At 45.9% G+C, this 14741-nt stretch carries 9 protein-coding genes and 8 pseudogenes; 14 read left to right on the plus strand and 3 right to left on the minus strand.

The window, feature by feature from the left end:
• Nucleotides 1-4 precede the first annotated feature (4 nt).
• The 3 genes from nagB to RCG23_RS26020 are packed head-to-tail and all read right to left on the minus strand — an operon-like array spanning nucleotide 5 to nucleotide 1913.
• Nucleotides 5-730 carry a glucosamine-6-phosphate deaminase gene (gene nagB, locus RCG23_RS15175; RefSeq protein ID WP_308176408.1) on the minus strand — a complete coding sequence of 242 codons (726 nt, stop codon included), beginning with the start codon at nucleotides 728-730 and terminating at the stop codon, nucleotides 5-7.
• 11 nt (nucleotides 731-741) lie between these two features.
• Nucleotides 742-1770, minus strand: coding sequence for an N-acetylglucosamine-6-phosphate deacetylase (gene nagA / locus RCG23_RS15180; protein WP_374049858.1), 1029 nt, complete (start codon nucleotides 1768-1770; stop codon nucleotides 742-744).
• Nucleotides 1668-1913, minus strand: a complete 246-nt coding sequence (locus RCG23_RS26020) for a hypothetical protein (protein WP_374049760.1) — start codon at nucleotides 1911-1913, stop codon at nucleotides 1668-1670. The genes nagA and RCG23_RS26020 overlap by 103 nt, the downstream gene beginning before the upstream one ends.
• A gap of 238 nt (nucleotides 1914-2151) precedes the next feature.
• Between RCG23_RS26020 and hprK the strand changes: the two are divergent.
• The 14 genes and pseudogenes from hprK (at nucleotide 2152) to RCG23_RS15250 (ending at nucleotide 14724) form a co-directional block, all read left to right on the plus strand.
• Nucleotides 2152-3081: pseudogene (hprK, locus tag RCG23_RS15185) on the plus strand (HPr(Ser) kinase/phosphatase).
• Between the two features lie 95 nt (nucleotides 3082-3176).
• A pseudogene (gene lgt, locus RCG23_RS15190) lies at nucleotides 3177-3999 on the plus strand (prolipoprotein diacylglyceryl transferase).
• A 19-nt stretch (nucleotides 4000-4018) separates the two neighbouring features.
• On the plus strand, nucleotides 4019-4966 hold the full coding sequence (locus tag RCG23_RS15195) for a nucleoside recognition domain-containing protein (protein ID WP_308176409.1): 948 nt from the start codon (nucleotides 4019-4021) through the stop codon (nucleotides 4964-4966).
• Nucleotides 4956-5602: pseudogene (gene ppaX, locus RCG23_RS15200) on the plus strand (pyrophosphatase PpaX). The gene RCG23_RS15195 and the pseudogene ppaX overlap by 11 nt, the downstream one beginning before the upstream one ends.
• Nucleotides 5603-5604: 2 nt before the next feature.
• Nucleotides 5605-6134 (plus strand): annotated as a pseudogene (locus RCG23_RS15205) (DapH/DapD/GlmU-related protein).
• Between the two features lie 239 nt (nucleotides 6135-6373).
• Nucleotides 6374-7559: pseudogene (locus tag RCG23_RS15210) on the plus strand (ATP phosphoribosyltransferase regulatory subunit).
• Nucleotides 7552-8193 carry an ATP phosphoribosyltransferase gene (hisG, locus tag RCG23_RS15215; protein WP_308176410.1) on the plus strand — a complete coding sequence of 214 codons (642 nt, stop codon included), beginning with the start codon at nucleotides 7552-7554 and terminating at the stop codon, nucleotides 8191-8193. Before RCG23_RS15210 ends, hisG begins: the two are co-directional and overlap by 8 nt.
• 1 nt (nucleotide 8194) lies before the next feature.
• A pseudogene (gene hisD, locus RCG23_RS15220) lies at nucleotides 8195-9458 on the plus strand (histidinol dehydrogenase).
• Nucleotides 9459-9567: 109 nt separating this feature from the next.
• Nucleotides 9568-10155 carry an imidazoleglycerol-phosphate dehydratase HisB gene (gene hisB, locus RCG23_RS15225; RefSeq protein ID WP_308176411.1) on the plus strand — a complete coding sequence of 196 codons (588 nt, stop codon included), beginning with the start codon at nucleotides 9568-9570 and terminating at the stop codon, nucleotides 10153-10155.
• Nucleotides 10156-10790 (plus strand): annotated as a pseudogene (gene hisH, locus RCG23_RS15230) (imidazole glycerol phosphate synthase subunit HisH).
• Nucleotides 10787-11517: pseudogene (gene hisA / locus RCG23_RS15235) on the plus strand (1-(5-phosphoribosyl)-5-[(5-phosphoribosylamino)methylideneamino]imidazole-4-carboxamide isomerase). The pseudogenes hisH and hisA overlap by 4 nt, the downstream one beginning before the upstream one ends.
• 28 nt (nucleotides 11518-11545) lie before the next feature.
• A complete protein-coding gene (hisF, locus tag RCG23_RS15240) occupies nucleotides 11546-12304 on the plus strand; it encodes an imidazole glycerol phosphate synthase subunit HisF (RefSeq protein WP_308176412.1) in 759 nt (252 codons plus the stop codon).
• Entirely contained in the window at nucleotides 12301-12936 is a 636-nt protein-coding gene (gene hisIE / locus RCG23_RS15245) for a bifunctional phosphoribosyl-AMP cyclohydrolase/phosphoribosyl-ATP diphosphatase HisIE (RefSeq protein ID WP_308176413.1), read from the plus strand. The genes hisF and hisIE overlap by 4 nt, the downstream gene beginning before the upstream one ends.
• 285 nt (nucleotides 12937-13221) lie before the next feature.
• The gene (locus tag RCG23_RS15250) at nucleotides 13222-14724 is read left to right on the plus strand and encodes a tetratricopeptide repeat protein (protein WP_308176414.1); all 1503 of its coding nucleotides are present in this window, start codon (nucleotides 13222-13224) and stop codon (nucleotides 14722-14724) included.
• The last annotated feature ends 17 nt before the right edge of the window (nucleotides 14725-14741 follow it).

Raw genomic sequence — 14741 nt, forward strand, 5'->3', positions numbered from 1 at the left:
AACACTAAACCAATTTTAATGCAGCCTCATCGGCAATGATGGTAACATTTCGATGAAGCTTGAGAGCGGAAGCTGGAAAGTTTTCATCGGAATCACCGTTTATCAAACGGGCCACTGCTTCTGCTTTTGCCGCCCCTGAGGCAAGGAGGAGAATTTCTCTGCTCTCAAATATGGTTGAGATCCCCATCGTGATCGCCTGTGCAGGCACTTCCCTAAACGAGGGGAAGAACCGGGAATTTGCCTGTCGGGTGCTCTCCGCCAAAGTCACGATATGTGTCCTGCTCTTAAAAGGAGTACCAGGCTCATTGAAGCCAATATGCCCGTTTTGCCCGATCCCCAATAGCTGGAGATCGATGCCACCCTTTTCTTTAATGAGATTTTCATAACGGAGGCATTCGGTTTCTAAATCATCCGCTGTGCCATCAGGGATAAAGGTTTCGGCCAGAGGGATATCCAAAAGATCAAATAAGTTTTTTCTCATAAAAATATGATAGCTGTTTGGATGGTCATTACGTAGGCCGATATATTCATCGAGATTAATCGTGGTAATGTTTTTATAGGAAGTTCCATTTTGCCAATGATCCGAAATCAAGTATTCATAAACACCCTTTGGCGTGCTCCCCGTTGCAAGCCCGAGGGTAAGCTGCTGGTTTGAGCGGATTTTTTCAATGATTAATTCTCCAGCTGTCCTGCTCATTTCCCCATAGTTGGATGTTCGAATGACCTTCATACTGATCCCCCTCAATCTAAAGCTGTTTTTCCACGGCACATCGTGTATTCAACCTCAAAATGCCCATTAAGGACGGCAATATCTGCATCCTTGCCAGCAGAAATGCTGCCCTTTCTGTCAAAAATTCCAAGCTGTTTGGCTGGATTGGCGCTTGCCATTTGTACGGCTTCCACTAAAGTCAGCTGCGAAAATTCAAGGATGTTTTTTACGGAATCATTCATTTTTAATATGCTGCCTGCGAGGGTGCCGTCAGCCAGAAGCGCCTTTCCATCCGCTACTGTGACATCCTGGCCGCCGAGGTCATATATTCCGCTTTTCAGGCATTTGGCTCTCATCGAGTCTGTTATTAAAATGGAGCCGTCCGCCCCCTTTGCGGCAAGGACGAGCTTAATCATTTGAGGACTAACATGTATGCCGTCTGCAATCAATTCAATCATCAGCTCTTTAAAAAGTAAGGCCGCACCGGCTGTTCCAGGTTCGCGGTGATGCATTCCCCTCATTCCGTTAAACAGGTGGGTTACTTGTTTGGCGCCTGCTTTCACGGCCTCCTCCACTTCCTCATATACAGCATCCGTATGGCCGACAGAGGCGATCACACCGTTATTTTTAAGATAAGAGATAAATTCTGTTCCATTTTCCATTTCCGGAGCGACGGTTACTAGCTTGATTTGGTTATTGGCGAGGCTTTGCCAACGCTTGAATAAATCGATATCCGGCTTCAGTATATGCTCTTTTGGCTGTGCTCCGGCACGCTTTTCATTAATGAACGGACCTTCCAAATGGATGCCGAGGACTTCAGCCCTGCCAGGATGATTTTCTGCTTGGCAAAACTGTGCTGCATTTGCCAATGCCCTTTCAATCTTGCTCTTTTCCTGCGTGATGGTTGTTGCTAAAAAGCTGGTTGTACCTTCGTTTGGAAGGGCGGAGGCGATTGTTCCTAGGGCTTCAAGTGTCGCGTCCATTGTATCCGCACCGGCAGCACCATGGATATGAACATCAATAAATCCCGGAACGACAGTGTATTCTTTTGGGAAAATGATTTTTTCAGCGTTCGGAAACTTGTTTTGGCCGACAGCAAACGGCCGATTTCCCGGATGGTTTCTTTTTCTATATAAATGTAAATGGATTCGGCAATTTCTTTTTCCAAGACGGCTTTTCCTTGAACAAGGAGAAGAGTTCCCAATTCATTCAGCTCCATTCTAATAGGTTAGATATGCCAATTATAAATCCTTGTGGTTTAGTTGTCTATACCACCTAACGAACTGCTTATTTTTAAAATAATGAATTATTTACGAATCGTTCGTTTGGTTCTTTGCAGAAAAGTGCTAAAATAAGAAGAATCATGGGAAAAGAATCTTTGGAGAAACACTTGTCCAACGTCTTCCCACACTATGTTATTTCCTTAAAAAGGAGGAAGCTTTTTGCCTAAAGTACGCACTAAAGACATTTTAGAAAAATTCGGCCTTGAGTTAATCAGCGGGGAGGAAGGGATCAGCCGTCCGATTACTACCAGCGATATATCCAGGCCTGGACTTGAAATAGCCGGATATTTTGAATTTTACCCGGCAGAACGAATTCAGCTTTTGGGAAAAACAGAGCTTTCTTTTTTTAGTGAGCTGCCAAAATCCGACCGTGTTATACGTATGGAGCAATTATGTACGGACATTACTCCTGCGATTATCCTTACCAGGGATTTGGAGGTTCCGCCTGAGCTGATTGAAGCATCAGAGCGTGAATCCGTGCCCGTTTTGCGTTCCAATATGAAAACAACCCGGTTCTCAAGCCGGCTGACCAACTATCTTGAGAGCAGGCTTGCCCCGACAACTGCGGTTCATGGCGTACTTGTTGATATTTACGGAATTGGCGTCCTGATTACCGGTAAAAGCGGAGTCGGTAAAAGTGAAACGGCCGCTTGAGCTGGTAAAGCGCGGACACCGCCTTGTTGCGGATGACTGTGTAGAAATTCGCCAGGAGGACCAGGATACACTTATTGGGACATCACCTGAGCTGATTGAGCACTTGCTGGAAATTCGCGGATTAGGAATTATCAACGTGATGACACTTTTTGGGGCAGGGCAGTACGAAGCAACAAACGGATCACGCTTGTTATCAATCTGGAAATATGGGATCCGAAAAAGCAGTATGACCGGCTTGGGCTTGATGAAGAAAAAATGAAGATTATCGATGCGGAAGTGACGAAGCTGACCATTCCGGTTCGTCCTGGACGAAACCTTGCTGTCATTATCGAAGTGGCTGCAATGAATTACCGCTTGAAGCGCATGGGGGTCAATGCTGCCCAGCAGTTTACGGAACGTCTTTCGGACGTGATCGAAGACAGTGACCATGAGTAATTAACTGTTTTAGAGCCTTCAGATTTCGGCTTGCTGGCCGAAACTGTGGGCACCTGGCGAATTGCCGGGAACAAAAGGAATAAGGAGAAATGACTATGGAAAAAAATCTTCATCCTCTTGATCCGATTGCCTTTACTCTTGGACCGATTCAGGTTCACTGGTATGGGATCATTATCGGCTCCGGTTTGGCACTGGCCTTGTTACTCGCCATAAGGGAAGGTGACAGGAGAGGGCTTCCGAAAGAAACGTTTGCGGATTTAATGCTTTGGGCGATTCCGATTGCCATTATTTCTGCGCGCTTATATTATGTGCTTTTTGAATGGAGCTATTATGCTAATAATCCTGGTGAAATCATTCAAATCTGGAATGGCGGCATAGCCATTCATGGTGCGCTGATCGGGTCTGTCCTGACCACATATATCTTTTCGCGATCGAGGAATATCTCCTTTTGGAAGATAGCCGATATCGCTGCGCCGAGCATTATTTTAGGCGCAGGCCATCGGCCGCTGGGGAAATTTTATGAACCAGGAAGCACATGGGAGAGAAGTAAGCAGGTCATTTCTAGAAAACCTGCATTTGCCTGATTTTATTATTAACCAGATGTACATAAATGGCGCATATTACCACCCGACCTTCTTATACGAATCTGTCTGGGATTTTGCCGGATTTATTTTATTGATGCTGCTGCGCCGCGTGAATCTGCGCCGTGGTGAAATGTTCTTGTCGTATGTCATTTGGTATTCATTCGGAAGGTTTTTCGTTGAAGGCATGAGAACTGACAGCCTGATGCTGACCCAAAACCTGAGAATTGCGCAGACGATTTCGATTGTACTGATTGTAATGGCAATCGTGATTCTTTTTTACAGAAGAAAAAGAGGACTTGCAGACCAAAAATATTTAGATTTGCAAAATCAATAATCAAGGGGAGTATGAAGAAATGCTGATTGGCTCGGTCAAAAGGGGATTGTTTGTAGGATTAAAAACAACGTGGACGCTTGGTAAAATCATTTTTCCTGTCACGTTGCTGGTAGCTGTTTTGCAGTACACGCCGGTGCTTCCCTGGCTGATGGATGCCATCACTCCGCTAATGAGATTGATTGGCTTGCCGGGAAATGCGGCGATTCCACTTGTACTCGGGAATTTTTTAAACCTATATGGAGCAATCGGAGCCATTTTAACCCTTCATTTCACGGTAAAAGAAGTTTTTATCCTGGCGGTTATGATGAGCTTTTCTCATAATTTGCTGGTTGAAACAGGGGTAGCGGTGAAAACTGGGGTAAAAGTGTGGGTGGTGCTGACTGTCCGGCTTGGACTTGCTTTGCTGTCGGCAATCGTTATTAATTTAGTCTGGCATGGAGGGGGCAGCACTGCCCATTATGGCTTGATTCCGGAACAAACAGAACTCGCGCATGGTGTTCTGGCTATTCTATGGCAAGCTGTCCATAAAGCGTTATTAGGGATTCTGCAGCTGGCCATGATCGTCATTCCATTAATGGTTGTCATTCAAATTTTAAAAGACCTGAGATGGCTTGCTGCTTTTTCAAAAGGTATGGTGCGTGTCACCCGCTCGCTTGGCATGAAGGAAAATACATCAACGACAATGGCGGCTGGCCTGCTATTCGGCCTTGCATACGGTGCTGGGGTAATGATTCAGGCCGTCAAGGAAGATGGAGTCAGCCAGAAGGATTTAACTTTGGCGTTTATTTTCCTTGTTGCCTGCCATGCTGTCGTGGAGGATACACTTATTTTTATTCCGCTCGGCATTCCGGTTCTGCCGCTTTTCCTGATTCGGCTTGGAGTCGCGGTCGTGCTCACACTCATTGTCGGAACCATCTGGAGGCGCTCGGGCTTTATGAAAAGAAAGGAAGCAAACTATGAGCAATAAAATAAATACAGTACTGTTTGATCTTGATGGAACCTTAATTGATACGAATGAACTGATTATTTCTACCTTTTTGCATACGCTCGAAAAATACTATCCAAGCAAATATCAGCGTGAGGATGTCCTGCCATTTATCGGGCCATCGCTGCATGAAACGTTTTCAGGCATCGATCCTGACCGGGTTGAAGAAATGATTCTTGAGTACCGGACATATAATCTGGCCAACCATGATCAGCTTGTTACGGAATTTTTGGGAGTTAAGGAAACAGTTCAAACATTAAAGGAACGCGGCTATAAACTGGGAATCGTTACAACAAAGCTGCATGATGTGGTTTTGAAGGGTCTGCGGCTGATGGATCTTGAACAGTATTTTGGAGTAATCGTCGCGCTTGACCATGTGGAAAAAGCAAAGCCGGATCCAGAGCCGATTTTTAACGCTTTAGAGCAGCTTGGCTCACGTCCTGAAGAGTCAATTATGGTCGGTGATAATTATCATGATATTTTAGCAGGGAAAAATGCGGGAACATTGACGGCAGGGGTGGCCTGGTCGATTAAGGGCGGGATTATCTCGCCAAATTCGAACCGGATTATATACTCGAAAACATGGCCGACCTTTTACCGATTCTTGGAGAAGAATAACGATGAGAAAAACAACCCGTTATCCGGTTGAAGGCGCCAATTCCTTATGGCATGTTTACAAAACGGTTCCATTTTGGAAGGTTGTAAAAAACTTTGCGGTGATACAGCTTGCGCGCTACACTCCATTCCTTGGGATGAAAAACTGGCTTTACCGAACTTTCCTAGGTATGAAGGTGGGCGATCAGACCTCTTTTGCGCTGATGGTCATGCTCGACGTGATGTTTCCGGAAAAAATCAGCGTCGGCCGGAACACGGTAATCGGCTACAATACGACTATTCTGGCTCATGAGTATTTGATTAAGGAATACCGCCTTGGACCGGTTGGAATTGGCAGTGAGGTCATGATTGGCGCAAATACCACGATCCTGCCAGGTGTGACGATTGGAGACGGGCCATTGTTTCCGCCGGCACGCTTGTCCATAAGGATGTACCCGCTGGCACATTTGTAGGCGGGAACCCGATGCGTATCATCTATACAAATGAAGAGCTCGAACAGCGCTGGGCAAGTGACCCGATTTATGGAAAAGAATAATGTTATGAATGTATGAAACAGGCATCCCATGGTGTGCCTGTTTTTTGCGTAGTTTTTGATTAAGTTCTGTGAATCAAAACGTTTTTGAAAATTTGCTTAAGCTTAAAGTTATCAATTGACGGGAAGTATTATAAGGAGTAAACTACAAATAACTTTATTTTATTACCATATTAGCGAACTAAAGGATTCTGATTAATTAATTCAATTCTTGGGGAATTTTTTATAAAAGGATGGATATTATGACCCGCCTGTTTATGTTTGAAAAACCGCTCGGCATGAGAGATACATTGCCTGAATTATATGAAAAAAAGCATCAGGTCCGCATGAAGATGGAGGATGCGATAAAGCTGTGGGGATACCAGTTTCTCGAAACACCTACACTGGAATATTTTGAAACGGTCGGATCGGCGTCAGCGATCCTTGACCAGCAGTTATTTAAACTTCTCGACCAGCAGGGGCATACGCTCGTCCTTAGACCGGATATGACAGCGCCGATTGCGAGGGTGGCTGCTTCAAGGATGTTAAAGGAGGATTTGCCGCTCAGGATCGCTTATTCGGCAAATGTTTTTAGGGCACAGCAACGTGAAGGCGGCCGTCCTGCCGAGTTTGAGCAAATTGGGGTCGAATGCTTAAACGATGAAACGGTGTCGAGTGATGCGGAAGTGATCGCTTTGATGATTTCATCACTAAAGGATGCAGGATTAAGCGATTTCCAGCTTTCAATCGGGCATATTGCGTTTGTACAGGAATTATTTTTGCAAATATTAGGGACAGAAGATCGGCCAATGCGTTACTCCGTTTTTTATATGAAAAAAATTATGTTGGCTATAAGGAGCATGTCCAGTCGCTGGCATTGTCTTCTATCGACAAGCAAAGGCTTGTGGATTTCCTTGATTTGAGGGGCGGAGAAGACGTAATAGAAAAGGCCTTGCGATTGTAGAAAACGAAAAGGGCAGGGAAGCGCTCCTCGAGCTGAAGGATTTATGGAATATTATCTGCGATTATGGTGAGCAGGAAAGAGTGAAATTTGATTTAACGCTCGTGAGCCATATGAGTTACTATACCGGGATTTTATTTGAAGCGTATGCCGGCGACGTCGGTTTCCCGATTGGAAATGGCGGCAGATACGGCAGCCTGCTTGAAAAGTTCGGAAAAACGGGCAGTGCGACTGGCTTTGCAATAAGGGTGGACCGTCTCCTTGAAGCATTGGGAGGAACGGGAGTGAAAGAGCCAGCCCATTGCATTTTATTTAGCCAGGAACGGAGGCAGGAAGCCTTTATGCTGGCTGCGGAGCTTCGAGGCAAGGGTATTCGGACTGTGCTTCAGGATATAAACGGTGTAAAAAACCTTGATGCGTATACACATAAATTTGAGGATGCGGCTTACCTGTTGGGGAAAGCGGGAAAGGAGCCTGCAAATGAATAGTGTTTTGACAATTGCGATGCCGAAAGGGCGAATTTTTGAAGAAGCGTTAGTATTGCTCCGCAATGCAGGCTATGCGCTGCCACCTGAATTTGATGAATCCCGGAAACTGATTATCGATGTTGAGGAAGAGGGATTGCGTTTTATCCTGGCCAAGCCGATGGACGTTCCGACTTATGTCGAGCATGGCGTGGCGGATTTGGGTATAGCAGGTAAGGATGTCATGCTCGAAGAAGAGCGGGATGTTTATGAATTGCTGGACTTACGGATCAGCGGCTGTTATCTGGCAGTCGCAGGCCTTCCGAATACAAAAATGAATGAGGTTGCCCCAAAGGTAGCCACTAAATATCCGAATGTGGCCGCAGCCTATTTCCGCGAGCAAGGCGAGCAGGTGGAAATCATCAAGCTAAACGGATCAATCGAGCTGGCGCCAATGATTGGTTTAGCTGACCGGATCGTGGACATTGTTTCGACGGGCAGAACGCTCATTGAAAATGGTTTGGTTGAGTTTGAACGGATTGTCGACATTACCTCGCGCCTCATCGTAAACCCTGTAAGTTATCGAATCAAGGATGAACGCATAACAGAGCTGGTGGGCAGACTAAGTAAAGTGGTTGGGAAACTGGGGGAGATGTAACGTGAAAATTTTACAGGTTAATGATCTTACTTCCTTAAAAAGATCCATCGATGCCGGCACGGATGAGCAGCAGGATGCAGTGAAAAAAATCATTCGCGATGTGCGCCAGAGAGGCGATGCAGCATTACGGGAATATACAGAAAGATTTGACCGCGTTGCACTGGATTCATTTAAAGTTGAGCAGGCGGAAATCGATGAAGCATATGGAATGGTAGATGAGGACTTTATTTCGATCGTTCGTGAGGCCGCCGCAAATATCCGCTCCTTTCATGAAAAACAGCTGCGCCCATCATGGATGACGACAGAGGAAAATGGTACGGTACTGGGTCAAAAGATTACTGCGCTTGATTCGGTTGGCGTTTATGTACCTGGCGGAACCGCGCCTACCCTTCGTCGGTATTAATGAACGTAATTCCGGCACAGGTGGCCGGCGTGCAAAGGATTGTGATGGTTTCGCCTCCTGATGAAAATGGTAAGCTTCCAGCTGCGGTTTTGGTGGCAGCAAAGGAAGCCGGAGTAGTGGAGATATACAAGATTGGCGGCGCCCAGGCGATAGCGGCGCTTGCGTATGGTACAGAAACAATTGGACAGGTTGATAAAATTACTGGCCCTGGCAATATTTTCGTAGCGCTTGCGAAACGGGAAGTTTACGGTGACGTGGACATTGATATGATAGCCGGTCCGAGTGAGATTGCCATTTTGGCAGATGAGACGGCGATTGCCGAAGAAGTGGCTGCCGATTTGCTCTCGCAGGCTGAGCATGACGCAAGGGCGTGCAGCATCCTAGTTACGACCTCAGCACGTTTGGCTGAAGACGTTGCTATTGAAGTGGAAAAGCAGCTGGAGGTTCTCCCGCGAAAAGAGATCGCAGCTGCGTCTATTCGGGATTACGGGGCGATCTATGTAGCCGCGAGCATGGATGAGGCAGTTGAAACGGTGAATATCGTTGCGCCAGAGCATCTGGAGGTCATCACGGAAAATGCGATGGAGCTTCTCGGGAAAATCCGCCATGCCGGCGCTATCTTCATTGGCAGGTATAGTTCAGAGCCTGTCGGTGATTATTTTGCCGGCGCAATCACGTCCTGCCGACAAATGGGACTGCGCGCTTTTCGAGCCCTTTGAATGTCGACGATTTTCAAAAGAAATCGAGCGTTATTATTTATAGCCAAAAGGCACTTCGTGAAAATGGACCAAAGATTGCAGAATTTGCACGAATGGAAGGTCTCGAAGCCCATGCAAGGGCAATAGAAACACGTATGAAATAAATGGAAGGTGCCTGTCACCTGGAAAATAATTGGGTGATGATGGGCGTCTGGATATATATGAAAATAGGCTGGAAGAAGGTGCCGGGCACCACAATAGGGGGGAACAGATATGGAAAGAAGTGCGAGTGTGGATCGGAGAACGAATGAGACGCAAATTAGGCTGGAGCTTTCGATTGATGGGGAAGGGCAATCCAATCTGGAAACAGGGGTTCCTTTTATGACGCATATGCTTGATTTATTCACGAAGCATGGCCAGTTTAATTTAACAATTGATGCGAAAGGCGATACGGAGGTCGACGACCACCATACAACCGAGGATATTGGTATTTGTTTGGGACAGGCATTGCGTGAAGCGCTTGGTGACAAAAAAGGGATCAAACGCTATGGTAATTCCTTCGTGCCGATGGATGAGGCACTTGCCCAGGTCGTCGTCGACTTAAGCAACCGTCCGCATCTGGAAATAAGAGCGGAATTCCCGTCACAGAAGGTAGGGACTTTTGATACGGAGCTTGTTCATGAGTTCTTATGGAAGCTGGCGCTGGAGGCAAGGATGAATCTCCATGTGATCGTCCATTATGGTAAAAATACGCACCACATCATTGAGGCTATTTTTAAGGCGCTTGCACGTGCGCTTGATGAAGCCACGACAATTGATCCACGTATTAAAGGGGTCCCATCCACGAAAGGATTGTTATAAATGATCGGGATTGTTGATTATGGGATGGGCAACCTGTTCAGTGTCAGCAAGGCGCTTGAACGATTAGGGGCCGAGTATTTTTTATCCGGGGATAAAAAGGAATTAATGTCGGCCGATGCTTTGCTTCTTCCTGGTGTCGGATCCTTCCGTGATGCGATGGAACGCTTAAATGAGGAAGGGCTCTCCGATATGATCCGGGATTTCGCGGCAACAGGGAAGCCTTTGCTCGGAATCTGCCTTGGCATGCAGCTTCTTTTTGAAGAAAGCGAAGAAAATGGTCCGGCAAAGGCATCGCTTTATTGACAGGAAGGGTACAGCGCTTTTCTGGTGTGAAGGATGGATCCTCCTATAAAGTTCCGCATATGGGCTGGAACCGCCTTGAATTTGTAAAAGATTCGCCGATCATTAAAGATGTTGAAGAGGACTACGTTTATTTCGTCCATTCGTATTTTGTCGATGCGGCAGCTTCTAATGTGCTGATTGCCAAGTCAAGTTATAACGAGGAAGTGGCAGCGATTGTCGGAAAGGATAATCTCTTCGGCATGCAATTTCATCCTGAAAAAAGCAGCAGGCTCGGCATGGAATTATTGAAAAATTTTCTGCTGCTTGCGGAGGAAAGGAAGGCAGTTCAATGAGTATAACGATTTATCCGGCAATTGATATGCGGGGCGGAAAATGTGTACGCCTTCTGCAGGGTGATTATAGCAAGGAGACAGTGTACGGTGATTCTCCATTTGAGATGGCACAGCAATTTGCTTCTGAAGGTGCTGAATGGATTCACATGGTCGATCTTGACGGCGCAAAGGATGGCAAGAGAGTAAATGATCGATTTGTTATTCAGGCTGCCAAGGAGCTTGGTGTGAAAATTCAGATCGGCGGCGGAATTCGTTCGGAGGAAGATATCCTTCACTATTTGGAGAATGGAATTGAACGAGTGATTATTGGAAGCATCGCGGTTTCCGATCCCGAGTTTGCGATTGAAATGATCCGTAAGTATGGACGGAAAATTGCAGTTGGAATCGATGCGAAAAATGGCTATGTCGCGACACATGGCTGGCTTGATACCTCGGAAGTTAAGGCGGTCGAATTAGGAAAGCGGTTTGCGGATGCCGGTGCGGAGACATTTATTTTTACAGATATTGCAACGGATGGAACGTTGTCAGGCCTAATCTTGCGGCAGTTTGTGAAATGGCTGAGGTGACCGGAAAAAGCGTGATCGCATCTGGAGGAGTCAGCCAGCTTGAAGACCTGAGCGCTATAAAGGCTGCAGCGTCAAAGGGAGTCAGCGGCGCGATTGTCGGGAAAGCCATTTATGAAAACCGTTTTACCCTCGCAGAAGCATTGAAAGAGGTGGCGGAGTAATGTTGAAAAACAATCCGGAGGTGCCGGAATGTTGACAAAACGGATTATTCCCTGCCTGGATGTAAAAGAGGGCAGGGTAGTAAAAGGGATTCAGTTCGTACAGCTTCGTGATGCGGGTGATCCCGTCGAGCTTGCGAGATTTTATGATAAACAGGGTGCCGACGAGCTTGTGTTTCTTGATATTTCAGCCTCAAATGAAGGCAGGAAAACGATGGTTGAAGTAGTCAAAGCCGTTGCATCTGAGTTGGCGATTCCTTTTACTGTCGGAGGCGGAATCAATTCTCTTGAGGATATGAAACGAATTCTTCGCGCAGGTGCCGATAAAGTATCGCTCAATACTGCTGCTATTTTGAATCCTGAGCTCATATCCGAGGGATCGAACTTTTTTGGTGCACAGTGCATTGTGGTTGCGATTGATGCGAAATATGATGAAGAGCTGGGCACATGGCGGGTCTATACGCATGGCGGACGGAAGCCGACTGATAAAAAAGTGATCGAGTGGGCAATTGAGGCCGCCAAGCGCGGTGCAGGAGAAATTTTATTAACAAGCATGGACAGTGACGGTGAAAAGAATGGATTCGATTTAAGCCTGACGAGAGCTGTCAGTGACGCTGTCTCGATTCCTGTTATTGCTTCAGGCGGGGCGGGAAACTCGGCCCATTTTGAAGAAGCTTTTATCGAAGGGAAAGCTGACGCGGCGCTCGCTGCTTCGATTTTTCATTATAAAGAGACTTCCGTTCATGAAGTGAAAAGCTATCTGAGAGAAAGAGGAGTGACGGTCAGATGAATATCGAAGAAATCAAATTTGATACAAGTGGCCTCGTGCCAGCGATTGTCCAGGACGCCGAAACAAAGGAAGTTCTAACCTTGGCCTACATGAACCGTGAGTCGCTCGGAAAAACACTTGAAACGGGCGAAACGTGGTTTTACAGCCGTTCCCGCCAGGAGCTATGGCATAAAGGGGCAACAAGTGGGAATACCCAGTCGGTAACCAGCATGAAATATGACTGCGACAAGGATGCCCTGCTTGTTTTGGTTAATCCAAAGGGACCGGCATGCCATACTGGAGCGGTGAGCTGCTTTACGGAATCTGTTTTTGAAGGACAAGAGAAAGTGAGTTCAGTCGGTGCAGACAGCTATGCTATTTTAGCAAAGCTTGAGCAGCTTATCGTGGAACGTGAAGTCCAGCGTCCTGAAGGTGCCTATACGACCTACCTATTTGAAAAGGGCGTCGATAAAATTTTGAAAAAGGTTGGGGAAGAAGCGTCCGAGGTCATTATCGCCGCGAAGAACCGTGATGCGGAAGAACTGAAATGGGAAGCAGCTGATTTGCTGTACCACCTGATGGTGCTGCTAGTCGAACAAAAGCTCCCATTCAACAATGTTCTGGATGTACTTATCGAAAGACATAATAAATAGGCAAAAGCTGGCTGCACCGAGCGCCAGCTTTTGTTTTGGATGGCTAATAAGAAAGTATAAACTTTTGCAAGTTTATACTTCTTATTACGCATAAGGGCAACTACCCCTCTGTCTTCGCCCTTAGCGGCTCGCCAATCGGCGAGTTTTCTTTATGAAATTATAGCCATAATTTAGTAAACTTTGAGAAATCCCCTTGGTTATCTATTTCCCAACGTTCAATTCCTTCTCGTACAAGCCGCAACTGTGTTATACTACTCTAGTTATTACCGATAGATGGAGGACTTCATGGGTAAAGACTCTAAAGCTAGAAAACAAAAGGGGAAAATCCTTACATTTATCCCTACTGGGGAATATTATTTCACAAAGGGGTTAAAAGCATACCACCGACGTGATTTTATAAAAGCGAAAAAATATTTGCAGCGGGCTCTGCAGCTTGAGCCGGGTGAACCAATGATCGCCTGCCAGCTGGCGATTGTCCGCACGGAGCTTGGAGAATATGAAAATTCCAATCAGATTCTGCATCTCATCCTAGATGAACTAGATGAAGAAATGGTGGAATGCCATTATTTTTTAGCAAATAATTATGCTCATATGGGCTTTTTTAAAGATGCATACCATCACGCAAAGCTATATATGGAGCTTGAGCCGGATGGCGATTTTACCGAGGATACAGAAGATTTAATGGAATTGCTGACGCTTGAAGCGGAAGATATGGATGATGAGCTGTATGAAGAGGACGATTTGATTGCCAAGCAGGAGCAGGCTCGGGACTTGCTGGAGTCGGGCTATTTTCCGAAAGCGATTGAATTGCTGAATTCAGTAGTGGAAGAGTATCCTGAATACTGGTCTGCATACAACAACCTGGCATTGGCCTATTTTTATCTCGGTGAAACCGAGAAAGCCGAATCGATTTTAATGGATGTGCTGGAACGGAATCAGGGCAACCTGCATGCACTATGCAATTTGCTTGTGTTCGCGCATTATCGACAGCAAACAGAAGCAGTTGAGCATTTGACATCTGTGATAAAAAAAATCAATCCGATCTTAACCGAGCATCAATTTAAACTGGGGGCGACCTTCGCGCTTGTCGGCGAGTATGAGCCTGCATATAGCCTGCTGCGAAAACTTTATAAGCAAGGATTTGATGGAGACGGACCGTTTTACTATTGGCTCTCATATGCCGCTTACCATACTGGCCACGAAAAAATTGCTCACTCCATGTGGGAAAAAGTGCTTGAAATCAACCCTGAAAAGGAAGGCTTCGAGCCGTGGAATGAGGACAGGATCCAGATTAATGGCTTTGAGGATCATGTAGGATCTATTTTTCAAAAAATAGAAAGTGATTATGTGGAAGAACGGTTATTTGCCTTATTTCTAATTTCCGTTTCAGCTAAAAAAGAGACGATTCTTTCTTCTAAAAGGCTTACTGGAAATGATAAACTTTCAACACTGGAGAAGGAATATTTGCAGTTTATCAAATCGGGCAAGCGTAAAATGAATTCTTCGTTGAGAGACGCGCATGAGACAGCTGAAATCCTGTACGAATATCATCATCCTGTCGGAACGGTAGAAGCTGGATTATATTTAATGTGGTTTTCCGTCTTCTCTGAAATGATAAAGTCCGGAACAGAGCTCCAGAACAAAACGGCATGGGCCGCAGCGATGGAATATGTGTGGATGAAGCTTCGTGGTGAAAAAATGCCGCAGAAGGAAGCCGCAGAACGTTATGGCGTTTCTGTTGCGACAGTAGGAAAATATGTAAAATTGGTGAATTCCTTTCTGCAGTGAGCAAATATTTGGACGTC

The sequence above is a fragment of the Neobacillus sp. PS3-34 genome, assembly GCF_030915465.1.
GTDB lineage: Bacteria > Bacillota > Bacilli > Bacillales > Cytobacillaceae > Neobacillus_A.

Bases quoted from the DNA above. Each gene is read 5' to 3' on its own strand.
- hisG (WP_308176410.1), top strand. From the start codon at position 7,552: ATGAATAGTGTTTTGACAATTGCGATGCCGAAAGGGCGAATTTTTGAA.
- hisIE (WP_308176413.1), top strand. From the start codon at position 12,301: ATGAATATCGAAGAAATCAAATTTGATACAAGTGGCCTCGTGCCAGCG.
- hisB (WP_308176411.1), top strand. From the start codon at position 9,568: ATGGAAAGAAGTGCGAGTGTGGATCGGAGAACGAATGAGACGCAAATT.
- RCG23_RS15250 (WP_308176414.1), top strand. From the start codon at position 13,222: ATGGGTAAAGACTCTAAAGCTAGAAAACAAAAGGGGAAAATCCTTACA.
- hisF (WP_308176412.1), top strand. From the start codon at position 11,546: ATGTTGACAAAACGGATTATTCCCTGCCTGGATGTAAAAGAGGGCAGG.
- RCG23_RS15195 (WP_308176409.1), top strand. From the start codon at position 4,019: ATGCTGATTGGCTCGGTCAAAAGGGGATTGTTTGTAGGATTAAAAACA.
- nagB (WP_308176408.1), bottom strand. From the start codon at position 730: ATGAAGGTCATTCGAACATCCAACTATGGGGAAATGAGCAGGACAGCT.